Below are 22,552 nucleotides of genomic sequence, written 5' to 3'. Positions count from 1 at the left end.
AAGGGAGGTATAACCTATGAGCAAAACGCTGGAACTGATTTTTGTCAACACTGCCGGCAGCAAGGTTACCCTGCGGGTGGCCGAACCCAGGGATAACCTGCTGGAATCTGAAGTGCGGGCCGTGATGGAGCAAATTGTGGCCAAAGATATTTTCACCAGCCCCGGCGGCAGCCTGGTGGGGGTGGCCGGCGCCCGCCTGGTCAGCCGGGATGTAACCGAAATGGATATTGTCTAATGCTTGAGGGGCGGGGTAACCCCGCCCCTTAACTATAAGGAGGTGGTCCCGTGTCCCTGGATTTAAGCCTGACCAGGCAAATTGCCGCCCTGGAAGCGGATGTCAGCCACCTGAAAGAGTGGCAGGAACGCCAGACCGCCGCCCTGGAAAAGCTGGAGGCCAGGCTGGGGCAAATCCTGCTGTGGCTGCTGGGTTTAATGGGCGGGGTTACGGCTTCCCTGATTTTGCTGGCGCTCAACCTGGCCGCCGGCAGGCTGTAAGCCGAAGGAGGCGGTGCCAATGACTGACGCTGTAAGCCAACTGCTGCTGGATGCTGCCCTGGCCGCCGCACCGGTGTTGGCCGGCGGGCTTATGATGCTGGTGCGGCAGCTGGTCAACTACCTTAAAGAAAGACGGGCGGCCGGGCAATATTGGTTTTACCTTAACCTTTTAGAGCAAACCGTCAGCGTTACCGTTAAAAGTTTGATGCCCCGGGTGGAACGGTGGAAATGCCAGAACCAAAACGGCCGTTTAACAGCGGAGCAAATCCGGGAACTGCAAAGGGAAGCCCGGCAGCTGGTGCTCAGCCAGCTTTCCCAGGCCGCCCGCCAGGCCCTGCGGCAATTGTGCCGGGATTTGGAAAGCATGATAGCCGCCCGCCTGGAAGCGGCTGTTTACGATACTAAAAACAGCCGCAAAGGCGAGCCCGGGCAGGAGACCCGGGGATGGCCGGAGAATCAGGGAGAGGACAGGCCAAAAATTGGTTAAGGGGAGAAAAACCATGCACCCCCTGTGGGAAGCGCTGCTTAACTTGTTGTTTCCCCGGCGGCCCGGTTGCCCGCTGTGCGGCCGGGCCGGCCCGGCGGATTTATGCCCGGCCTGCCGGCAACTGCTGGCGGATTGGGCGGCCAAACCCAAATGCCGGGTCTGCGGCCGGCCCCTGGCCCTGCCGGAGCAGCAGGCTGTCCTGTGCGGCCGCTGCCGCCGCAGGCTGCCGCCCTTTGAGCTGGCCCGGGCGGCGGGCCCCTATGAAGGCGGCTTGCGGCAGGCCATTCACCTTTTAAAATACCGGGGCCGCAAATCCCTGGCGCCGCTGCTGGGCCAAATCATGGCGGCAAGCCTGCCGGCCCACTCACCGCTGCGGGATGCCCAGTTGGTGCTGCCGGTACCCATGGCCCGGGGGCGTTTAAGGGAGCGGGGCTTTAACCAGGCCGAGCTGCTGGCCGCATCAACAGCCCGGTGCTTAAACCTGCCCCTGGCCAACCGCCTGCTGGTAAAAAGCTTTGACACCCCGCCCCAAACCGGGCTGAACCGGCAGCAGCGGCAGCAAAACCTGCAGGGAGCCTTTCAGGTAACAGCACCGGCGCAAATTGCCGGCCGCCGCATCCTGCTGGTGGACGATGTTTTTACCACCGGGGCAACGGCGGCAGCCGTTGCGGGCCTGCTTAAACAGCACGGGGCGGCCGGGGTGTATGTTCTGACAGCGGCCAACACCGAGCAAGACCGGGCCGGTTCAAAGTGCTAAAAAGGGAGGGAAAAACCCACGCCCGGCGCTGCTGCCGCCCGGCAGCGGCAACAATACGACTTGCTTGGCCAAGCAAAATTCCCTGGGTTTATATTTTATATATGGGAAAATAAAAATCTTCTACAAAAATTATGCCAACGGTTCTCTCCTTTTGACAAAATACACACCTCTATCCACTTAATGTCCACAGAAAAACCGCCCATTTAATGGGTTATTAACAGACTTATCCACATTGTCCACAGAAAAATGCTTTTTCAACAAGAAATTTTTCGACAAACAGGCAGTTATCCGCCACGGCAGGCAACCCTTGACAGAACCCCGGCAAAGTGATAAGATAACGGCATGTGAGTTCCCTTGGGCTCCTGGAAAGTATTTTGAAAGCGAGGAATGTAAATGCTCGGCAAGGTAAAATGGTTTAATGCGGAAAAAGGTTATGGTTTTATTGAAAGAGAAGAGGGCGGCGATGTCTTCGTCCACTTTTCCGCCATTCAAGAAGAAGGTTTCAAAACATTAGCTGAAGGTCAAGAAGTTGAATTCGACATCGTTGAAGGAGCTCGCGGGCCTCAAGCTGCTAACGTTGTTAAACGTTAATAAAAAATTGAGAACTTTCTACCCTGGCCGTCCGGCCAGGGTTTTAAAATTATGTTAAGTTTAATGCAGGAATTCGGTTTTTTTTCGGGAATACTAACTACAGGTATTTACTTCCTACTGACACTGCGAAAGGAGTGGTGCTTGTGAAAGTGCAAGTTCGCGGTAAGAACATTCAAGTGACTCCGGCCCTGCGGGACTATGTGGAAAAGCGTTTAAACAAGCTGGACAGATTCCTGGATAATATGGGAGAAGCCGTAGCAACCCTGGTAGTGGAAGGCGATTCACATAAGATTGAGGTTACCATCCCGGTTAACGGGATGCTGTTGAGGGGCGAAGAAGCCACCGGCGAAATGTATTCCTCGGTGGATCTGGTGGTGGAAAAACTGGAGCGCCAGATTGAGCGCTACAAAGCCAGGATTAACCGCCGCAGCGGCCGCAGCGCAACCGGTGCCGTGGCTGAAGCGGATAAACCGGCGGATGAGGCACCCCAGGTCATTAAAACCAAGCGGTTTGCCATCAAGCCCATGTCTTTGGACGAGGCTATCCTGCAGATGAACCTGCTGGGGCATGACTTTTTTGTTTTTTCCAACGCAGAAACCGAACAAACCAACGTGGTTTACCGGCGTAAAGACGGCAACTACGGACTAATTGAACCGACCTTTTAAAGGAACTACCGGGGCACGCCAGACAGGCGTGCCCCCTCAGGCTTTTGGGCTGTTTTGGGCCGGCCGGGCAGACCGGCAGCCGCCGGGCTGCAAAAGAGAATCCTGACATTACCAGGGCCGGGCCGGGAGGAATCCCCGGCCCGGCGGCGAATCCTCTGCTGCATGGCCATTGCTTGCGTTGCCGGGACACCGGTGATAGAATGAATTTGCCGCCGGTATCGGGCAGGAACCGCCTGCCGGCGGCAAGGGAAAACCTGAAAGGTGGATCAGTGTGCTGAAGTTTATTAAAAATTTGTTTGATGATAACGCCCGAGAAGTTAAACGGCTGCAGCGGGTGGTGGATGAAATTAACGGGCTGGAGCCGGCCGTCGCTAAATTAACCGATGAAGCATTGCGGGGCAAGACGGCCCACTTCAAGCAGCAGCTGGCCAACGGCCGCAGCCTGGATGACATCCTGCCCGAAGCCTTTGCGGTGGTGCGGGAGGCCGCCCGGCGGGTGCACAACATGCGCCATTATGACGTGCAGCTAATCGGCGGCATAGTGTTGCACCAGGGCCGCATTGCCGAAATGAAAACCGGCGAAGGCAAAACCCTGGTGGCCACCCTGCCGGTTTACCTCAACGCCTTAACCGGCCGGGGCGTGCATGTGGTGACGGTCAACGATTACCTGGCCACCCGGGACAGCCAGTGGATGGGGCAAATATATAACTTCCTGGGCTTGTCGGTGGGGTTAATCGTGCACGGCCTGGATTGGGAGCAGCGCCGCCAGGCCTACAACGCCGACATCACCTACGGCACCAACAACGAATTTGGCTTTGACTACCTGCGGGACAACATGGCCCTGCACCCGGAACAACTGGTGCAGCGGGAATTGCACTATGCCATCGTGGACGAGGTGGACAGCATCTTAATTGATGAGGCCCGCACCCCCTTGATTATTTCCGGCATGGCGGATAAACCGACCGACCTTTATTACACCATGGCCCGCATTGTGCCCAAACTGGTGCAAGATACCGACTATACCGTGGATGAAAAGGCGCATACGGTTTTGCTTACCGAGGAAGGAGTAAGCAAGGCGGAAAAATTGCTGGGCGTGCCGAACCTGTATGACGACAGCAACCTGGAGCTGACCCATCACCTCAATCAAGCCCTCAAGGCCCATGCCCTGATGAAGCGGGACCGGGATTATGTGGTGAAGGACGGCGAAGTGGTGATTGTGGATGAGTTTACCGGCCGCCTGATGTTTGGCCGCCGCTACAGCGACGGGCTGCACCAGGCCATTGAGGCCAAGGAAGGGGTTAAGATTGAGCGGGAGTCGCAAACCCTGGCCACCATCACCTTCCAGAATTACTTCCGCATGTATAAAAAGCTGGCCGGCATGACCGGCACCGCCCTTACCGAAGAGGAGGAATTCCGCAAAATCTACGGTCTGGACGTGGTGGTGATTCCCACCAACAAACCCATGATCCGTAACGATATGCCCGACCTGGTGTATAAAACCAAAGAGGCTAAATACCGGGCGGTGGTGGAAGAAATTGTCCGGCGCCATGCCACCGGCCAGCCGGTGTTGGTGGGTACCATTTCTATTGAAACATCAGAGCTGCTCAGCAGCATGCTGAAAAAGAAAGGCGTGCCGCACCAGGTCTTAAATGCCAAATACCATGAAAAAGAGGCTGAAATCATTGCCCAGGCGGGCCGCCTGGGAGCGGTGACCATTGCCACCAATATGGCGGGCCGCGGCACCGACATTTTGCTGGGCGGCAATCCGGAGATTTTGGCCCTCAGCGAACTGCGCCGGCAGGGCCAAAGCGAGGCGGCCGACCCGGCTGCTTATCAGGCCCTGGTGGCCAAGTACAAACAGCAGTGCGAGGAAGAACGCCGGCAGGTGGTGGAACTGGGCGGCCTGCACATTATCGGTACCGAACGGCACGAAAGCCGCCGCATTGACAACCAGCTGCGGGGCCGGGCGGGCCGCCAGGGCGACCCGGGTTCCAGCCAGTTTTACATTTCCCTGGAAGACGATTTGATGCGCCTGTTTGGTTCGGATAACATTGCCGGTTTAATGGAAAAGCTGGGCATGGAAGAAGATGTGCCCATCGAGCACGCGCTGATTACCAAGTCTATTGAAACCGCCCAGAAACGGGTGGAAAACCGCAACTTCGACATCAGAAAGCATGTCTTAAATTACGACGACGTGATGAACCAGCAGCGGGAGCTGATTTACAGCCAGCGGCGCCAGGTGCTGACCGGCCAAAATATAGCCGACAACATTCAGGAAACCATTGCCAAAGTGGTGGCCCGGTCGGTGGACGCCTACTGTCCCGAAGGGGTGCACCAGGAGGAATGGGATCTGGCCGGCCTGTTGGATTATGCCGGCCAGCTCTACCTGCCCGGCCATAACTTGCAGGTGGCCGATCTGGAGGGGCTGGGCCGGGATGCCCTGCGGGAAGAACTGCTGGTGCGGGCCCGGGAGCTGTATAAAGCCCGGGAAGCCGAGCTGGGGGCCGCAACCATGCGGGAAATCGAGCGGGTGGTGCTGCTGCGGCTGGTGGACGAAAAGTGGATGGATCACCTGGACGCCATGGACCAGCTGCGGGAAGGCATCGGCCTGCGGGCTTACGGCCAGAAGGACCCCCTGATTGAATACAAATTTGAAGCCTACGAAATGTTTAACAACATGATTGCCAACATCCAGGACGATGTGGTGCGTTATATTTACCGGGTTAACCTGGTGCCGGAACAGCCCCGGGAACAGCGGGTGGTGGTGGAAAACCGCACCTCTGACGAGGGCCCCCGCAAGCCCCTGCGCAAAGAGCAGCAGGTGGGCCGCAACCATCCCTGCCCCTGCGGCAGCGGCAAGAAATACAAAAAATGCTGCGGCAAGTAACTTAATAACTTAGGTACGGGTATCAAGAAAGGATGAGTGTGTGTGCTGGATGCAGAAGTAAGGCGCAACCTTGAACAGCTGGGTAAGCGCATCCAAGATTTGAGGGTTTCTCTTTGACATCGACCAACAGCAAGCAGCCATAGCCAAACTGGAGCAGACCATGCTGCAGCCGGGTTTCTGGGACGACCTGGAGCACAGCCGGCAGCTGAACCAACAGCTGGCCGGCCTGAAAGACCGGGTCGCCCGCTTCGCCTCCCTGGAGTCGGCCTTGCAGGATTTAGAAGTGATGCTGGAACTGTGCCAGGAAGAACAGGACCCCTTGTTGGAGGAAGAATTGACGGCCGGGCTGGAGGACCTGGCCAGGCGGCTGGCAGATACCGAGCTGGAAGTGCTGCTGGCGGGGCCCTACGACCGGAACGACGCCATCCTGTCCCTGCACCCGGGAGCGGGGGGCACCGAATCCCAGGACTGGGCCCAGATGCTTTTGCGCATGTACACCCGCTACTGCGAAAACCACAATTATAAGGTGGAAGTGCTGGATTTGCTGCCGGGGGACGAGGCGGGCATCAAAAGCGCCACCATCCAGGTGGCCGGCCCCAACGCTTACGGCTACCTGAAATGCGAAAAAGGGGTACACCGGCTGGTGCGCATTTCCCCCTTTGATGCCGCCGGCCGCCGCCACACCTCCTTTGCTTCGGTGGATGTGCTGCCGGTGGTGGAGGAAGAAGTGGAAGTGCAGATTCGCCCGGAAGACTTAAAGATTGACACTTATCGGTCCGGCGGGGCCGGCGGCCAGCACGTCAACAAAACCGATTCGGCGGTGCGCATCACCCACCTGCCCACCGGTATTGTGGTAGCTTGCCAGAACGAGCGGTCGCAAACTTACAACCGCATGGCGGCCATGAAACTGCTGAAGGCTAAGCTCATCGACCTGGAGCTGCGCAAAAAAGAAGAGGAACTGGCGGCCCTGCGGGGTGAGCAAAAAGACATTGCCTGGGGCAACCAGATCCGCTCTTATGTCTTCCACCCCTACAGCCTGGTGAAAGACCACCGCACCGGGGTGGAAACAGGCAACGTCCAGGCGGTGATGGACGGCCGGATTGAAGAATTTATTGCCGCCTGCCTTAAACAAAAAGCCAACCGCTAGCAATACCAGCAGGGGCGGTTTCCGAAACCTGAATTCGCTGCCGCGAAGACCGGGCCGGGAACCGTCCCTCTTTTGATTTCGACAAGATTTTTTGTTTGATGGAAGGATTTAGCACCAAAAGCAAGAACACTTATACTGGGAATGCCGGGAAATGCTGCGATAGGCTTTTTCTTTTTCGGGCATGCTAAAGGAAAACAGTGAAGGGACTAAGATATGCTGCTGCGCTGGCTGAAAGATTACGCAGGTGTTACCGTAGGCGTTATTTTAACCGCTGTGGGCCTGGATGCTTTTCTGGTGCCGGCTAAAATTGCTGCCGGCGGCTTAAGCGGTGTGGCGACAATTTTTTACCATATAGCCCAGTGGCCGGTGGGCCTCAGCATGCTGGTAATGAACGTGCCCCTGTTTATCTGGTCTGTGATCCGGCTGGGCTGGCGCTTTACGGTTAATTCGGTATACGGCACCGTTGCCCTGTCGGTATTTGTTGATTTATTGGCCCCCTATCTCCCCCTGCTGACCGAGGACTTGCTGCTGGCCAGTTTATACGGCGGAGTATTATCGGGCATTGGCCTGGGGCTGGTGTTCCGCTTCAACGGCACCACCGGCGGCACCGAGCTGCTGGCGGCCATTTTAAGGTCTTATATGGGCATCAACATCGGCCAGCTGTTATTCATCATTGACGGGCTGGTGGTTTTATGGGCCGGCATCGTCTTTAATTCCGCCGAGCTGGCTATGTATGCCCTGATAACCATTTTTCTCACCGCCTGGATTATTGACCTGGTGATTGAGGGTTTCAGCTCAGCCAAGGCCTTTTTGATTATTACCCGGAAAGCGGATGCCATTGCCCGGGGCATAATTCAGGAGCTGGACCGGAGTGCCACCGCCTGGAAGGCCACCGGCATGTATTCCGGCCAAGAGCAGGAAGTGCTTGTTTCGGTGGTGGGCCGGGCGGAGGTATCCCGGCTTAAGGAGCTGGTTAAAAAGGAAGACCCCGGGGCCTTCATCATCCTGGCCGACGTGCATGAAGTGCTGGGCGAAGGCTTTAAGCAATGGGAAGACGCCCATAAATTTTAAATAAATTACTTGCTGGAGGGAAACAAATGGAACAAAAAATATCTTATTTACAGGAACGGGCCAGGGCTATCCGCCGGCATATTATAACCATGCTGGGCGAAGCCGGTTCCGGCCACCCGGGCGGTTCGCTGTCGGCAGCGGATATTGTCAGCGTGCTTTTTTTTGATACCATGCGGTTAGACCCGGACAACCCCCACTGGCCGGAGCGGGACCGCTTTGTGCTGTCCAAAGGCCATGCGGCGCCGGTGCTGTACGCTGCCCTGGCGGAAAAGGGCTTCTTCCCCCCGGAAGAACTGCTGACCCTGCGCAAGCTGGGCAGCCGCTTGCAGGGCCACCCGGATATGAAAAAGCTGCCCGGCGTGGAGATGTCTACCGGCTCCCTGGGCCAGGGTTTATCGGCCGCCCTGGGGATGGCTCTGGGCCTGCGCTTGGACGGCGGCGACCAACGGGTGTATGCCCTGCTGGGGGACGGTGAAGTGCAGGAAGGGCAAATTTGGGAAGCTGCCATGGCGGCCGGCCACTTTAAAACAGACAACCTCACCGCCGTTTTGGATTACAACAACCTGCAAATTGACGGGCCGGTTGACCAGGTTATGAATGTGGCGCCCCTGGCCGACAAATGGCGGGCTTTTAACTGGCATGTGATTGAAATTGACGGCCACGATATACCGCAAATCCTGCAGGCCTTGGCGGAGGCGCAGCAAACCAAAGGCCGACCCACCGTTATTATCGCCAAAACGGTAAAAGGCAAAGGGGTTTCCTTTATGGAAAACCAGGTGGGCTGGCACGGCAACGCTCCCAAACCGGAGCAGGTGGCCCAGGCCCTGCAGGAACTGGCCTAAATATCCCATAAATCACCAAAGGACTGGAGGTTTACCATGACTAAGAAAATTGCCACCCGGGACGCCTACGGCCAGGAGCTGGTGCGCCTGGGCGCTGAGAATAAAGACGTGGTGGTGCTGGACGCTGACCTGTCCAAATCCACCAAAACCCATGATTTTATGAAACACTACCCGGATCGTTTTTTTAACATGGGCATTGCCGAAGCCAATATGATGGCCACGGCGGCCGGCCTGGCGGCGGTGGGCAAGGTTCCTTTTGCCAGCACCTTTGCGGTGTTTGCCACCGGACGTGCCTTTGAACAAATCCGCAACAGCATTTGCTACCCCCGGTTGAATGTAAAAATTGCCGCCACCCATGCCGGCATTACCGTAGGGGAAGACGGCGGGTCACACCAGTCTGTGGAGGATATTGCCATTATGCGGGCGCTGCCCGGCATGACTGTGTTTGTGCCGGCTGATGCGGTGGAAACCGCCGCCGCCGTCCGGGCTGCGGCAGCCATTAAGGGGCCGGTGTACATCCGGTTGGGCCGCTCCGGGGTGCCGGTGCTGCACGGTGAAGACTTTGAATTTATTCCCGGTGAAGCGGTTACCCTGCGGCAAGGGACCGATGCAGCCATTATGGCCACCGGCATGATGGTGGCCGCTGCCCTGGAAGCGGCGGACACCCTGGCCCAGCGGGGCATCAGCGCCCTGGTGCTGGATGTACACACCATTAAACCCCTGGATATTGTGGCGGTGGTGGAAGCCGCCAGAAAATGCGGGGCGGTGGTTACCGCCGAGGAACACTCTGTGATCGGCGGCCTGGGCAGCGCGGTGGCCGAAACCCTGGCCGAACACTGCCCGGTCCCCCTGCGGCGGGTAGGCATTAAGGACACCTTCGGCGAGTCGGGCTCCCCCAGGGAACTGCTGCAACGCTACGGCCTCACCGCCGACCACATTGTGGAAGCCGTATATAAGGTACTCAAAATGAAGGGCGCATCTGATGAATAAAGCGGCCGGATAAACAAACAACATCCCGTTGCACTGGAAAAGTGGGGCGGGATGTTTGTTGTTTTGCCAAAATAAGGTTAGGCAGGTGGTACCAGGCAACCATAAATTTGGCGTTTTTTAAAGGAATTTTACTTTTTAGTGTCGAAACGGAATAGGTGTTGTCCGGAAATTAAGACTTGGAAAGGTGTTAAGATGATACAGTTTTACAATGTTTCCAAGGTTTACGACAATGGGGTTAAGGCGTTAACGGATTTAACACTGCATATAAAAAAGGGTGAGTTTGTTTTTTTGGTGGGCCCCAGCGGCGCCGGCAAGTCTACCCTGATTAAGCTGGTTTTCCGGGAAGAACTGCCTACCCGGGGGCAGGTTATGTTTAACGGCAAAAACGTTGTCCGCATGAAGGGGCGGGAGGTTCCCCATATGCGGCGTAAAATCGGCATGGTGTTCCAGGATTTTCGCCTGCTGCCCCAGAAAACAGCGGCGGAAAACGTTGCTTTTGCCCTGGAAATTACCGGTGCGTCAAGCAAAGAAATTAAACGGGCGGTGCCGGAGGTGCTGGAACAGGTGGGGCTGAAAGACAAAGGCCACCTGTTGCCCGGCCAGATGTCGGGCGGCGAGCAGCAGCGGGTGTGCATTGCCCGGGCCATTGTCAACCGTCCGCTGCTGATTATTGCCGATGAGCCCACCGGCAACCTGGACCCGGATACCTCCTGGGAGATTATGAAGCTGTTCCAGGAGATTAACCGCCGGGGCACCACCATATTAATGGCCACCCACGATTCCGAAATTGTCGATGCCATGAAAAAACGGGTAATTGCTTTGGCCAACGGCTGCGTGGTGCGGGATGAAGAAAGCGGGGTGTACCGCTGTGAACCTTAACACCCTGAGGTATTTTTTCCGGGAGGCCTTTACCTCCCTGATCAGAAACAGCTGGTTATCCCTGTCTTCCGTCGGCATTGTGACGGTTTCCCTGATTATCCTGGGCGTATCTTTGCTGCTGGCGGTAAATGCCGAAAAACTCACCCAATCGGTGGAAAGCAGCGTGGAAATTACCGCCTTTTTGGAAGAAAACGTGGGCCGGGTGGACCGCGACCGGATTGCGGAAGCAATTAAAAGCAGCCCGGAGGTGGCCCGCCTGGAGTTTGTTTCTAAAGAACAGGCCCTTAAGGAAATGAAGGAAAGTTTCGGGGAACGGGCAGATATTCTGGAGTCCCTGGAGGAAACCAATCCCCTGCCGGATGCTTTCCGTATTAAAACCCACCAGGCTGCCGCCGTGCCGGCGGTTGCCCGCCAGATAGAGCAAATTAAAGGCGTGGAACAGGTGCGCTACGGCCAGGGTGTGGTGGAAAAACTACTTAATGTGACCCGCTGGATTCGTTATGTCAGCGCTGTTGCCGTGACCCTGCTGACCCTGGCGGCCGGTTTTTTAATTGCCACCACCATTCGCATGTCGGTATTTGCCCGGCGGCGGGAAATCGGCATTATGAAAATACTGGGCGCCACCAACTGGTTTGTCCGCTTCCCCTTCATACTGGAAGGCATTGTGCTGGGGCTGGCGGGAGGGCTGCTGGCTGTGCTGGCGGTGGATTTGGCTTATCTTTCCTTAATTAACAAGTTAAAAATCTCCTTGCCCTTTATTCAGTTAGTCAGTGAACCGCGGGTTATTTTAACCATTCTGGGCGGTATGGCAGGGCTGGGGGTAATGATCGGCGCCCTGGGCAGCTGGTTTTCCCTGCGCAAGTTTTTAAGGGTGTAACACCTTTAGCTGTCCAACCACAGAGGCAAGTTAGGGAGTGATACCTGTGCGGCATAAGTGGAGCCACAAGATACTGGCCGGCAGTCTGGCGCTGGCCCTGCTGGCAGGGACGCCGGTATTGGCTGCGCCTTCTTTAGACCAGCAGTTGAATCAAGTCAGACAACAGTTAAACCGGAAAAAGGCCGAGGAACAAAAAACCCGGCAAGTGGTGAAAGACTATACCCGGCAGCTGGTCTCCCTGAATCAATCCATTAACCAGAAAACCGAGCAGATCCAACAGCTGCAGGGTTCGCTCAAGGTTGCCATGAGCCGCCTGGAGAGCACCCGGCGGGACCTGGCAGCGGCGGAAGAACGGTTGGCCCGGAGCAACGAGCAGTTGAAGAAGCGGGTCAAGGGCATTTACCAGAGCGGGCCGGTCAGTTACCTGGAAGTTCTGTTAAGTGCCGGCAGCTTTGCGGATTTTACCAACCGGCTGGAGTTTTTGCAGCGGATGGTGGAGAGCGATAAGGCCATTGTGGATCGCATTGCCAGTGAAAAACAGCAAATTGAGGAGTATAAAAGCGCTTTGGAAAACCGCACCCGCCAAATTGCCAGCCTGAAAAACGAGCAGGAATACGCCAGGCAAATGCTGGCCCAGGCCCAAAGCGAGAAGGAGCAATTGCTGAAAGAAGCCAAACAGGACCTCAAGCAGACGGCAGCGGAAATTGACCGCCTGGAGGCCCAGGAAAACGCCATTTTAAGGCAAATTGCCCTGGAAAACGCCAAAAAGGGCGGCAATTACCAGGGCGGCGTGTTTAGCTGGCCGGTGCCCGGCTACAGCCGCATTTCTTCCCCCTTTGGCAACCGTGTGCACCCTATTTTGAAGCAAGTACGTTTTCACACCGGCATTGACATCCCTGCCCCCACCGGTACCGCTGTGATTGCGCCGGCTGACGGAACGGTGATTTATTCCGGCACCATGACCGGCTACGGCAAGGTGGTAATGATTGACCACGGCGGCGGGGTGGTGAGCCTGTACGGGCACCTGTCCGCCCAGCTGGTGGGCAACGGCCAGGCGGTTAAGCGGGGCGCCACCATCGCCCGGGTGGGCAGCACCGGCATGTCCACCGGGCCGCACCTGCACTTTGAAGTACGCAAAGACGGTACGGCGGTCAATCCCCATAACTACCTGTAAGAAGCCGGGCCGCTGCCCGGCTTTTGCCGACCAGAAACTGGAAAAGTCTTTGTAATTTATCTGATTCTGGTGTAGTATAATACTTGTGTAAGAGATAAAGGCAACGGGCAGGTGTTAATGTGAAAAGAGATTTATGGGCCTTTTGGGGCCGGCTGGCCATTGCCCTGGCCGGGATGGTGTTTGTCATCCTGCTGCTGCTGGGCGGTACCGTGGCCGCCAACTACAAAGGGCTGGGCAATTTAGTGAAAGTGGTGACCCTGATCAAGGGTCAGTATTTGTTTGACGTGACACCGGAAAAGCTGGTGGAAGGAGCCGTTAAAGGGGTGGTGGAATCCCTGGATGACCCCTATTCGGTTTACCTGGATGCCCGCACTTATTCCAACCTGCAGGAGCAAATCCGGGGTTCCTTTGGCGGCATCGGGGTGCTGGTGGGGGTAAAGGATCACTTTTTAACGGTGGTTAAACCTTTCCCCAATACGCCGGCCGCCGAAAAAGGCATTAAGGCCGGGGATATTATTTTGCAGATCGGTGACCGGCCCACCAAGGAAATGGATACGGAAACCGCCGTCAGCCTGATGCGGGGACCGGTGGGTACCGTGGTGGAGCTGACCCTTTTGCGGGAGGGGGTTAAAGACCCCTTTAAGGTGGCCTTGACACGGCAGGAAATCAGCGTACCCACCGTGGAAGGGCGCCTGCTGCCCGGCAATGATAAGCTGGGCTACATTGCCATCAGCCAGTTTACCGAGAATACCGGGGAAGAGCTGGTGAACATGCTGCAGCAACTGCGCCGGCAAGGCATGTCCGGGCTGGTGCTGGACCTGCGGGATAATCCCGGCGGCGAGCTTAACTCAGCCATTAAAATTGCCGACCAATTTTTAAGCCAGGGCCCCATCGTGCATATTGATTACCGCATCGGCCGGGATTATACCTTCCATGCCGAACCGGATCAACTGGCTTTACCTCTGGTGGTGCTGGTGAATAAGGGCAGCGCCAGCGCTTCGGAAATTTTAGCCGGCGCTGTTAAAGATGCCGGGGCAGGCACCCTGGTGGGCACCAAAACCTTTGGCAAAGGGGTGGTGCAAACCGTGTTCCCCCTGGATAACGGCGCCGGGCTTAAACTGACGACCGCCCGCTATCTAACGCCCAAGAAGCATGATATAAATAAAAAGGGCATTGCGCCGGACGTGGTGGTGGAACAAGGGCCGGATGACCGGGTCGATCAACAATTAGAGACTGCTGTTAAATTGTTAAGGGAAAAGCTTCATAAATAAAAATAAAGGCCGGGGTGGGATGTTTTCCCACCTCTCACTTCACCCTCGCCAAAGGGCAGGTGGTTTATGTGACGTTTCCTCTCGGGGCGGTTACCCCGGAAATTTTGCAGACCTTGGCGGCAGTTTTCAGCGAGCCGCAAATCAACCGGTTGTTCCTGCTGGTGCTGGCCATTGTGGCTCTGCAGTATTACCGCATCGCCAAAGTAAGGGAGAAATTCTTTGGCTTGCCACCCCGCGGCGTATGGCGGGATGTTTTGCAAGCAACTTTTTTCGGCCTGCTGGGCGGCTTGTTGGCCAGCTACCTGATAGTTGGGGTGGGGCTGACCCTGTCCGGCTCCGGCTTAATCTACCTGTGGCCCCTGGCTCTTTTGTTAATGCTGATTGATGCCAGGTTTTTGTGCTTTGCCTATGCCGGCGGCCTCCTGGCCCTCAGCGCGCTGTTGTTTGGCTGGCCGGACATCAGAGTGCCCCAGATGCTTGGCCTGGTGGCCATCCTGCACCTGGTGGAGGCTTTTCTGATTTTAATCAGCGGCCACCTGGGGGCCACCCCGATTTTTATAAAAAACCAGGCGGGCCAGGTGGTGGGCGGCTTTGCCCTGCAAAAACTATGGCCCATCCCGCTGACCGCCCTGGTGGTGGTGGGCCACGGCAGCGGGGCGGCCGGGGGCATCAGCATGCCCGATTGGTGGCCGCTCATCAGGCAGGGCCTGGGGCAGCATGTTGATACCGTTATGTTTGGGCTTATGCCGGTGGTGGCCGGCCTTGGTTACGGTGATTTGGCGGTGGCCCGCACGCCCCGCCAAAAAAGCAGGATTTCTGCCGGCATCCTGGGCATTTACAGCCTTTTGCTGCTGGGCCTGGCTGTGCTGGCCGACCGGCAGCCCGGGTTGGCGGTGGTGGCGGCGCTGTTTTCGCCGCTGGGCCATGAACTGGTGATTTGCCTGGGCAAGCGGCTGGAAGCGGGCAAGGCCGTTTACCGGCCGGTTGCCCAGGGGGTTAAGGTGCTGGATGTGCTGCCCGGCTACCCGGCCTGGCAGGCAGGCATCCGTTCCGGCGATATTATTATGGAAGTTAACGGCATGGCGGTGAGCAGCCGTCAGGGGCTGGAATTTGCCCTGGGCATCTACCCGCACATCCAGCTAACCTACTATTCGGTTGGCGACCGGCGGGTTTACCGGGAGGGTATTGATTATCAAGGCAAGCAGCTGCTGGGGCTGCTGCCGGTGCCGGAAGGCGGTGAGGAAAGTTATATGGAGCTGTCCACCCGGGGCCCCTTCCGCCGCTGGTTGAACAACCGGTTTATTCGGCGGGATGCCTGAGCCCAGGCGGTTAACGGCGGCAATAAAAAAGACCGCCCATGGTAAGTGTGGTCTCAGACTGTAAACAAAGGTTGTAAAATAAAATGAGGTGGTTTTATGATCCCCCGGTCGGTGCGTAGACCGGAGCCAAAGGGGATCATAAACCGCCGATAAAGTTTGTCGACACTCTGAGACCACCCTGGGTAAGTGTGGCCTCACTATGATACAAGAAGCGGTGCTGAACAGCGCAGCTTTAACGGGAACGGCCGGCCAGTTTGGTCATCAGGCGGGCAATTACTTCCTGTTCGTCCCGGTCGGCTACTTCCCACAGCTCTTTCAGGGCTTTTTGCTCGGGGTTGGCGGGCTGCACGTTGTCGGCCAGGATGGAACCGGCGGTTACCGCATATTGTTGGATTTTATCCCGGGAGATGCCCAGTTCTTCGGCAAATTCCATGGCCTGGCCCAGGTATTTCTTCCAGTTTTCCCAGCTTGTGTTGGCTTTGCTTAAATCCAGCATGTTAATTCCTCCTTTTCTTTTGCTGCCTGTGGGGATTGTCGGGTTAATTATAGTTTGGCAGCCGGCAGGTAAATTATACATTGCTGGAAATAAAAGTCTGGCCCTGCGGGGCAGGGCCGGGATTTAACGGAGGTACGTTTGATGTCGCTTGAGCAGTTGGCTTTGGATATACAGCACTGTACCCGCTGCGGCCTGGCCCAGGGCAGGAATAAAGTGGTTTTTGGCATGGGCAACCCGGCAGCCCGCATGATGCTGATTGGCGAGGGGCCGGGCAAAGACGAGGATGAGCAGGGTTTGCCCTTCGTGGGCCGGGCCGGGCAGCTGCTGGACCGGATTCTGGCCGCCATCGACCTCACCCGCCGGGAGGTGTATATTGCCAATGTGGTCAAATGCCGGCCGCCCAACAACCGGGTGCCTACCCGGGCGGAAGCCCAGGCCTGCCTGCCTTACCTGTACCGGCAGATTGAGCTGATCAAACCGGCCATTATTGTCCTGCTGGGCAGCACCGCCCTGACCAACCTGATCGGCCCGGAGGCCCGCATTACCAAGATGCGGGGCCAGTGGCTGGAGTCCCGCAGCGGCATAAAAATCATGCCTACCTACCACCCGGCGGCGGTGCTGCGCGACCCCAATAAAAGGCGCCCGGTGTGGGAAGATTTTCAAAAAATACAGGAAGAATACCTGCGGCTAACAGGAAAGATTGCACGAGAGTAGGACTTCTTTAACACAAAAAGCTGCTGCCTTTACTTGGCAGCAGCTTTTTTGAGGTAATATAGCTTTTGTTCATGTTCCATTAATTTCTCTTGAATAAAGTCAAATTTGTCTTCAACCCGCATAAAGCGGTCAATCATTTCTTCACGCAGGGAGGAGAGCTGATCCTTAAAGAAATCCTGATTGGCTTCTAACTTTTCCACCCTTAGTTCGAGATTTTCAACCCGTGCTTCAAGCCGCTCTACCTTTGCATCAAGCCTGTTTACTTTTGCATCAAGTTCTTCTACCCTTGCATCGAGCCTGTTTACTTTTGCATCAAGTTCTTCTACCCTTGCATTAAGCCGTTCTATTTTTGCATCAAGCCGCTCTACCTTCGAATTAAGTTCTTCTACCAGTGAATTGGTATGGCCAACAATGCGAATCAGATCACTAACCAGATGCTCAATCCGTTCCAGACGTTCTTCGCTCACTTACCATCCCCCCCATCAATAAGTACCGGTGCCCGTCCATGCATGTTACCTAAATCTTAGCACAAATTTTTTCACTTTAAAACACTTTAGCAAACACCTGGTTAATTATGCCGGTACTCCCTGGTTTTTGATCTTGACCGGAATGATATAATATAGGATGGAAAGAAAGCAGGTGAGCGAGATGGAATTTAAACTAAAATCTGAATTTCAACCCAGGGGTGACCAGCCTAAAGCGATCCGGCAGCTGACAGACGGGCTGAACAGGGGGCTTAAGCACCAGGTGCTGCTGGGGGCCACCGGTACCGGCAAAACCTTTACCATGGCCAACATTATCCGGCAGGTGCAGCGCCCCACCTTGATTTTAGCCCCCAACAAAACCCTGGCGGCCCAGTTGTGCAGCGAAATGAAGGAATTTTTTCCTCACAACGCGGTGGAGTATTTCGTTAGTTACTTTGATTATTACCAGCCCGAAGCGTATATTCCCCATACAGATACTTACATTGAAAAGGATTCTTCCCTTAACGATGAGATAGATAAACTGCGCCACTCAGCCACCACCGCCCTGCTGGAGCGGCGGGATGTCATTATTGTGGCCAGTGTTTCCTGCATTTACGGCCTGGGTAACCCGGAGACCTACCGGGACCTGGTTTTATCCCTGCGGGTGGGCGGCACCTACGACCGGGAGGCCATTATCAGAAAACTGGTGGATATCCAGTACGAGCGGAACGATGTTAACTTCAGCCGCAACAAGTTCCGGGTGCGGGGCGACGTGATTGAAATTTTCCCGGCCAATGCCAGCGAGCGGGCCCTGCGGGTGGAAATGTTCGGGGACGAAGTGGAACGGCTGCTGGAGATTGATGTGGTGACCGGCGAGGTTTTAGGGCAGCGGCAGCATATTGCGGTTTTTCCTGCCAGCCACTTTGTTACCGCCGAGGACAACCTGAAGCGGGCCCTGGCTTCCATTGAAGCGGAGTTGACGCAGCGGCTGCAGGAATTGCGGCAGGCGGGCAAACTGCTGGAGGCCCAGCGGCTGGAACAACGCACCCGCTACGACCTGGAAATGATGGCGGAGATGGGCTTTTGTTCGGGCATTGAAAACTACTCCCGCCATTTAACCGGGCGGGCGCCGGGGGAACCGCCCTTTACTTTGCTGGATTTTTTCCCGCCGGACTGGCTGTTAATCATTGACGAATCCCACGTGGCGGTGCCGCAAATCGGCGGTATGTACGAAGGGGACCGGTCCCGCAAAACCACCCTGGTGGAACACGGTTTCCGGCTGCCCTCCGCCCTGGACAACCGCCCTTTGAAATTTCACGAATTTGAACAAAAGGTTAACCAGGTGATTTATGTTTCCGCCACGCCGGGCAGTTATGAACTGACCCACGCCCAGCAGGTGGTGGAACAAATTATCCGTCCCACCGGCCTGGTAGACCCGGCTGTATCCGTTCGCCCCACCCGGGGCCAGATTGACGATCTGCTGGGCGAAATCCGCCGGCGGGTGGCCCGGGACGAGCGGGTGCTGGTTACCACCTTAACCAAAAAAATGGCCGAGGATTTAACCGATTACTTTAAAGAAAACGGCGTGCGGGTGCGCTACCTGCACTCGGATATCAATACCATCGAGCGCATGGAAATCCTGCGGGATTTGCGCCTGGGCACCTTTGACGTGCTGGTGGGCATCAACCTGCTGCGGGAGGGTCTGGATTTGCCTGAGGTAAGCCTGGTGGCCATCCTGGATGCGGACAAAGAAGGCTATTTGCGGTCGGAGCGCTCCTTAATCCAGACCATCGGCCGGGCCGCCCGCAATGCGGAGGGCCAGGTGATTATGTATGCCGACAAAATGACTGAATCCATGCGCCGGGCCATCAGCGAAACCGAGCGCCGCCGCCGCATCCAAACCGAATATAACGAGCGGCACGGCATCACGCCGCAAACCGTACGCAAGGCGGTGCGGGATGTCATTGAGGCCACCCGGGCGGCCGAACAGCCGGCCCCTTATCTGGCCAAGAACAAAGCGGGCAAAATGAGCAAAGCCGACATTAAAAAGATGATTGCTCAACTGGAAAAGGAAATGAAAGAATCGGCCCGGCACCTGGAGTTTGAGCGGGCGGCCCAGTTGCGGGATGCCATTATCGAGTTGCGGCTGCAGCTGCGGGGTGCCAAAGAAATTAAACCGGCACTGCCGGAGGTAGAGTATTAGGCATAGAAAACTGTCAATAATTAACATAATTATTACAAATATCGTACAAATGTTCTGGGTCCGGTTGCCTTTTTGCTTTCTTTTAAGTATATTGGTAAGTGGATTGCGGTTCCCGACAGCCATTGCTTAATTTAAAGAGGAGTTAGTCATGCAAGATAAAATTATTATTCGCGGCGCCCGTTCCCACAACTTGAAAGACATCGACGTGGTCATCCCCCGGGACAAGCTGGTGGTGATTACCGGCCTGTCCGGCTCGGGCAAATCCTCCCTGGCCTTTGACACCATTTACGCCGAAGGCCGGCGGCGCTATGTGGAATCCCTGTCTGCCTATGCCCGGCAGTTCCTGGGGCAGATGAACAAGCCGGATGTTGACTACATCGAAGGCCTGTCGCCGGCCATTTCCATTGACCAGAAAACCACCAGCCACAACCCCCGCTCCACCGTGGGCACAGTGACCGAAATTTACGATTACCTGCGGCTGCTGTTTGCCCGGGTGGGCCGGGCCCACTGCCCTAAATGCGGCCAGCCCATAGCCCGGCAAACCGTCCAGCAAATGGTGGATCAACTGATGGCGCTGCCCGAGGGCAGCAGATTGCAGCTGCTGGCCCCGGTGGTGCGGGGCAAAAAGGGCGAGCATGCCAAGGTTTTGGAGGATATCCGCCGCAACGGTTTTGTGCGGCTGCGGGTTAACGGGGAGCTTTACGAAATAGGCGAAGTGCCTGCCCTGGACAAGAAAAAGAAGCACCGCATTGATATTGTGGTGGACCGCATAATCATCCGCCCCGGCTGCGAAACCAGGCTGGCCGACTCCCTGGAAACCGCCCTCAAGCAAAGCGGCGGCCTGGCTGTGGCAGCGGTGACAGACGGCCCGGAATATATCTTCTCCGAGAACTTTGCCTGCCCAACCTGCGGCATTAACATCAGCGAAATCAGCCCCCGGCTGTTTTCCTTCAACAACCCCCACGGGGCCTGCCCGGCCTGCACCGGCCTGGGCTTTAACCACGAGTTCGACCCGGATTTAATTATCCCGGACAAGAGCAAGAGCATCCGGCAGGGGGCTGTTGAAGGCTGGCATAAAGGGCAGGTGGCGGCGGCTTACCTGGCGGGCCTGGCCGAAAAGTACCAATTCAGCCTGGATACCCCGGTGGAACAGCTTACTCAAAAGCAGCTGCAGGTTATTTTATACGGCACCGGCCAGGAAAAAGTAAAGTTTCACTACACCGACAGTTACGGCCATGTGCACCGTTATGAGGTGCCCTTTGAAGGCATTATCGGCAACCTGTCCCGCCGCTACCGGGAAACCCAATCCGAGGCCATGCGGGAAGAATTTGAAAAATATATGAGCATCAAGCCCTGCCCCGCCTGTCAGGGGGCCCGCCTGAAGCCGGAAGCCCTGGCGGTAAAAGTGGGGGACAAAAATATTGCCGAGGTGGCGGCCTTGCCGGTGGCGGAAGCCCTGCATTTTTTTAACAGCCTGCGGCTCAGCCAACGGGAACGCCTGATTGCCCGGCAGATTCTGAAAGAAATTAAGGAGCGGCTGGGTTTCCTGGTCAACGTGGGCCTGGATTATTTAACCTTAAGCCGCTCTGCCGGCACCCTGTCCGGCGGTGAAGCCCAGCGCATCCGGCTGGCCACGCAAATTGGCTCCGGCCTGACAGGAGTGCTGTATATTCTGGACGAGCCCAGCATCGGCCTGCACCAGCGGGATAATGAAAGACTGATTGCCACCCTGCAGCGGCTGCGGGATTTGGGCAACACCCTGATTGTGGTGGAACACGATGAAGACACCATCCGGGTGGCCGACCATATCATTGATATGGGGCCCGGTGCCGGCCGGCACGGCGGCCGGGTGGTGGCGGCCGGCAGGCCGGAGGATATTATGCAGGAGCCGGCCTCCCTCACCGGTCAGTACCTGAGCGGCCGCCGCAGGATTCCGGTGCCGGCCCGGCGCCGCCCGGGCAACGGGCAGAGCCTGGTTATCCAGGGGGCAGCGGCCAACAACCTGAAGGGCATCGACGTAACCATTCCCCTGGGCATGTTTGTGTGCGTTACCGGTGTATCCGGTTCCGGCAAGAGCACCCTGATAAATGAGGTTTTGTATAAAGCCTTGGCCCAGAAATTGCACCGGGCCAAAGACAAGCCCGGCGAACACCTGGGCATCCTGGGCCTGGAGCACCTGCAAAAGGTTATTGATGTCAACCAGGCGCCCATCGGCCGCACGCCCCGTTCCAACCCGGCCACCTATACCGGGGTTTTTAACGACATCCGGGAGTTGTTCGCCCAGCTGCCCGAGTCCCGGGCCCGGGGCTACCAACCCGGCCGCTTCAGCTTTAATGTGAAGGGCGGCCGCTGTGAGGCCTGCCAGGGGGACGGTATTATTAAAATTGAGATGCACTTCCTGCCGGATGTCTATGTGCCCTGCGAGGTGTGCAAGGGCCAACGTTACAACCGGGAAACCCTGGAGGTTAAATATAAAGGCAAGAGCATAGCGGATGTGCTGGATATGGAAGTGGATGAAGCGGTGGAGTTTTTTGCCAGCATACCGAAGATTCACCGCCGCCTGCAAACCCTGCAGGACGTGGGGTTGGGCTATATCCGGCTGGGCCAGCCGGCGCCCGAGCTGTCCGGCGGCGAAGCCCAGCGGGTTAAACTGGCCGGCGAGCTGAGCCGGCGCAGCAACGGCGGCACCATATATATTCTGGATGAGCCCACCACCGGCTTGCACGCCGCCGACATCCACCGGCTGCTGCAGGTACTGCACCGCCTGGTGGACAACGGCAGCACGGTGGTGGTGATTGAGCACAACCTGGATGTCATTAAAACAGCCGATTACATCATCGACCTGGGCCCGGAAGGGGGCGACAAAGGCGGCACGCTGGTGGCTGCCGGCACGCCGGAGGAAATTTGCCGGGTGCCCCAATCCTATACCGGCCGCTTCCTGCAACCGGTACTGGCGCAGTAACTGACGGGAAAGGGGGACGGTGCCAAACCGTCCCCCACAGGGCGCAGATAAAGTTGAGAAACCGTAAAAACATAAGGTGGTTTTATGATCCCCTGCCAGCGACTTGGCGAAGCACCGGTAACAGCACTGGATGAGCGCAGGAGCCCTTGGGGCGGCGCCCACAGGACGTGGGCGCCAGCCGAACCGGGCCAGGAGGGCCCGTTTGAGGCGACCCCAAGGGCGAACGGAGCGAATCTTAGTGCTGTCGGTGCGAAGACCGGA

Annotated in this window: 22 protein-coding genes; 19 read left to right on the top strand and 3 right to left on the bottom strand. The window is 56.8% G+C overall.

Features of this window, described 5'->3' with window-relative positions:
- The first annotated feature begins 16 nt into the window (after window positions 1–16).
- From DESHY_RS03785 to hpf, 6 genes are all read left to right on the top strand, one after another.
- Window positions 17–235, top strand: coding sequence for a DUF2922 domain-containing protein (locus DESHY_RS03785; RefSeq protein WP_008410533.1), 219 nt, complete (start codon window positions 17–19; stop codon window positions 233–235).
- Between the two features lie 50 nt (window positions 236–285).
- The gene (locus tag DESHY_RS03780) at window positions 286–495 is read left to right on the top strand and encodes a hypothetical protein (protein WP_008410532.1); all 210 of its coding nucleotides are present in this window, start codon (window positions 286–288) and stop codon (window positions 493–495) included.
- 19 nt (window positions 496–514) lie between these two features.
- Window positions 515–982: a hypothetical protein gene (locus tag DESHY_RS03775; RefSeq protein ID WP_008410530.1), complete on the top strand. Its 468-nt coding sequence runs from the start codon at window positions 515–517 to the stop codon at window positions 980–982.
- A gap of 13 nt (window positions 983–995) precedes the next feature.
- Window positions 996–1,739, top strand: a complete 744-nt coding sequence (locus DESHY_RS03770; RefSeq protein ID WP_008410529.1) for a ComF family protein — start codon at window positions 996–998, stop codon at window positions 1,737–1,739.
- 393 nt (window positions 1,740–2,132) lie between these two features.
- Window positions 2,133–2,330, top strand: coding sequence for a cold shock domain-containing protein (locus tag DESHY_RS03765; protein WP_008410528.1), 198 nt, complete (start codon window positions 2,133–2,135; stop codon window positions 2,328–2,330).
- Window positions 2,331–2,473: 143 nt separating this feature from the next.
- Window positions 2,474–2,995 carry a ribosome hibernation-promoting factor, HPF/YfiA family gene (gene hpf, locus DESHY_RS03760; protein WP_008410527.1) on the top strand — a complete coding sequence of 174 codons (522 nt, stop codon included), beginning with the start codon at window positions 2,474–2,476 and terminating at the stop codon, window positions 2,993–2,995.
- A 5-nt stretch (window positions 2,996–3,000) separates the two neighbouring features.
- Here hpf and DESHY_RS13990 read toward each other — a convergent pair whose 3' ends face one another.
- Window positions 3,001–3,159, bottom strand: a complete 159-nt coding sequence (locus DESHY_RS13990; protein ID WP_160162478.1) for a hypothetical protein — start codon at window positions 3,157–3,159, stop codon at window positions 3,001–3,003.
- 107 nt (window positions 3,160–3,266) lie between these two features.
- Between DESHY_RS13990 and secA the strand changes: the two genes are divergently transcribed.
- The 10 genes from secA to DESHY_RS03705 all read left to right on the top strand — a co-directional run bounded on the left by secA (window position 3,267) and on the right by DESHY_RS03705 (window position 15,452).
- The gene (gene secA, locus DESHY_RS03750) at window positions 3,267–5,882 is read left to right on the top strand and encodes a preprotein translocase subunit SecA (RefSeq protein WP_008410526.1); all 2,616 of its coding nucleotides are present in this window, start codon (window positions 3,267–3,269) and stop codon (window positions 5,880–5,882) included.
- Window positions 5,883–5,927: 45 nt separating this feature from the next.
- Window positions 5,928–7,029, top strand: a protein-coding gene (gene prfB, locus DESHY_RS03745) for a peptide chain release factor 2 (protein WP_143147822.1) whose coding sequence is annotated in 2 segments (ribosomal slippage) — window positions 5,928–5,996 and window positions 5,998–7,029 — 1,101 coding nt in all. Because the reading frame shifts where the segments join, the coding sequence is not laid out codon by codon here.
- A 213-nt stretch (window positions 7,030–7,242) separates the two neighbouring features.
- Window positions 7,243–8,100 (top strand): YitT family protein, encoded by an 858-nt coding sequence (locus tag DESHY_RS03740; RefSeq protein ID WP_008410524.1) that lies wholly within the window; start codon window positions 7,243–7,245, stop codon window positions 8,098–8,100.
- Between the two features lie 26 nt (window positions 8,101–8,126).
- Window positions 8,127–8,942, top strand: a complete 816-nt coding sequence (locus DESHY_RS03735) for a transketolase (protein WP_008410523.1) — start codon at window positions 8,127–8,129, stop codon at window positions 8,940–8,942.
- Window positions 8,943–8,978: 36 nt separating this feature from the next.
- Complete coding sequence (locus tag DESHY_RS03730; protein WP_008410522.1) at window positions 8,979–9,932, top strand: transketolase family protein; 954 nt, start codon at window positions 8,979–8,981, stop codon at window positions 9,930–9,932.
- A gap of 192 nt (window positions 9,933–10,124) precedes the next feature.
- Entirely contained in the window at window positions 10,125–10,811 is a 687-nt protein-coding gene (gene ftsE, locus DESHY_RS03725) for a cell division ATP-binding protein FtsE (protein ID WP_008410520.1), read from the top strand.
- On the top strand, window positions 10,801–11,688 hold the full coding sequence (gene ftsX, locus DESHY_RS03720) for a permease-like cell division protein FtsX (protein WP_048817836.1): 888 nt from the start codon (window positions 10,801–10,803) through the stop codon (window positions 11,686–11,688). The genes ftsE and ftsX overlap by 11 nt, the downstream gene beginning before the upstream one ends.
- Before the next feature lie 46 nt (window positions 11,689–11,734).
- The gene (locus DESHY_RS03715) at window positions 11,735–12,862 is read left to right on the top strand and encodes a murein hydrolase activator EnvC family protein (RefSeq protein ID WP_008410518.1); all 1,128 of its coding nucleotides are present in this window, start codon (window positions 11,735–11,737) and stop codon (window positions 12,860–12,862) included.
- 119 nt (window positions 12,863–12,981) lie between these two features.
- On the top strand, window positions 12,982–14,133 hold the full coding sequence (locus tag DESHY_RS03710; protein WP_008410517.1) for a S41 family peptidase: 1,152 nt from the start codon (window positions 12,982–12,984) through the stop codon (window positions 14,131–14,133).
- Window positions 14,134–14,201: 68 nt separating this feature from the next.
- On the top strand, window positions 14,202–15,452 hold the full coding sequence (locus DESHY_RS03705) for a PDZ domain-containing protein (protein WP_048817835.1): 1,251 nt from the start codon (window positions 14,202–14,204) through the stop codon (window positions 15,450–15,452).
- Window positions 15,453–15,684: 232 nt separating this feature from the next.
- On the opposite strand, the gene DESHY_RS03700 is transcribed toward DESHY_RS03705, so the two are convergent.
- The gene (locus tag DESHY_RS03700; protein ID WP_008410515.1) at window positions 15,685–15,948 is read right to left on the bottom strand and encodes a DUF3243 domain-containing protein; all 264 of its coding nucleotides are present in this window, start codon (window positions 15,946–15,948) and stop codon (window positions 15,685–15,687) included.
- 141 nt (window positions 15,949–16,089) lie between these two features.
- On the opposite strand from DESHY_RS03700, the gene DESHY_RS03695 reads away from it, so the two are divergent.
- Window positions 16,090–16,662 carry a uracil-DNA glycosylase gene (locus tag DESHY_RS03695; RefSeq protein ID WP_008410514.1) on the top strand — a complete coding sequence of 191 codons (573 nt, stop codon included), beginning with the start codon at window positions 16,090–16,092 and terminating at the stop codon, window positions 16,660–16,662.
- Between the two features lie 29 nt (window positions 16,663–16,691).
- Here the strand turns inward: DESHY_RS03695 and DESHY_RS13315 are convergent, their stop codons facing one another.
- Window positions 16,692–17,129, bottom strand: a complete 438-nt coding sequence (locus DESHY_RS13315; protein WP_008410513.1) for a hypothetical protein — start codon at window positions 17,127–17,129, stop codon at window positions 16,692–16,694.
- 181 nt (window positions 17,130–17,310) lie between these two features.
- Here DESHY_RS13315 and uvrB point away from each other — a divergent pair, with 181 nt between their 5' ends.
- Both uvrB and uvrA read left to right on the top strand, forming a co-directional pair.
- On the top strand, window positions 17,311–19,329 hold the full coding sequence (gene uvrB, locus DESHY_RS03685) for an excinuclease ABC subunit UvrB (protein WP_008410511.1): 2,019 nt from the start codon (window positions 17,311–17,313) through the stop codon (window positions 19,327–19,329).
- A 148-nt stretch (window positions 19,330–19,477) separates the two neighbouring features.
- Window positions 19,478–22,291, top strand: coding sequence for an excinuclease ABC subunit UvrA (gene uvrA / locus DESHY_RS03680; RefSeq protein WP_008410510.1), 2,814 nt, complete (start codon window positions 19,478–19,480; stop codon window positions 22,289–22,291).
- Window positions 22,292–22,552 lie beyond the last annotated feature (261 nt).

This window comes from Desulforamulus hydrothermalis Lam5 = DSM 18033 (assembly GCF_000315365.1).
Taxonomy (GTDB): Bacteria; Bacillota; Desulfotomaculia; order Desulfotomaculales; family Desulfotomaculaceae; genus Desulfotomaculum; species Desulfotomaculum hydrothermale.
Note: the sequence above shows the minus strand (reverse complement) of the source record. Positions and strands in the feature narration are given on the sequence as shown.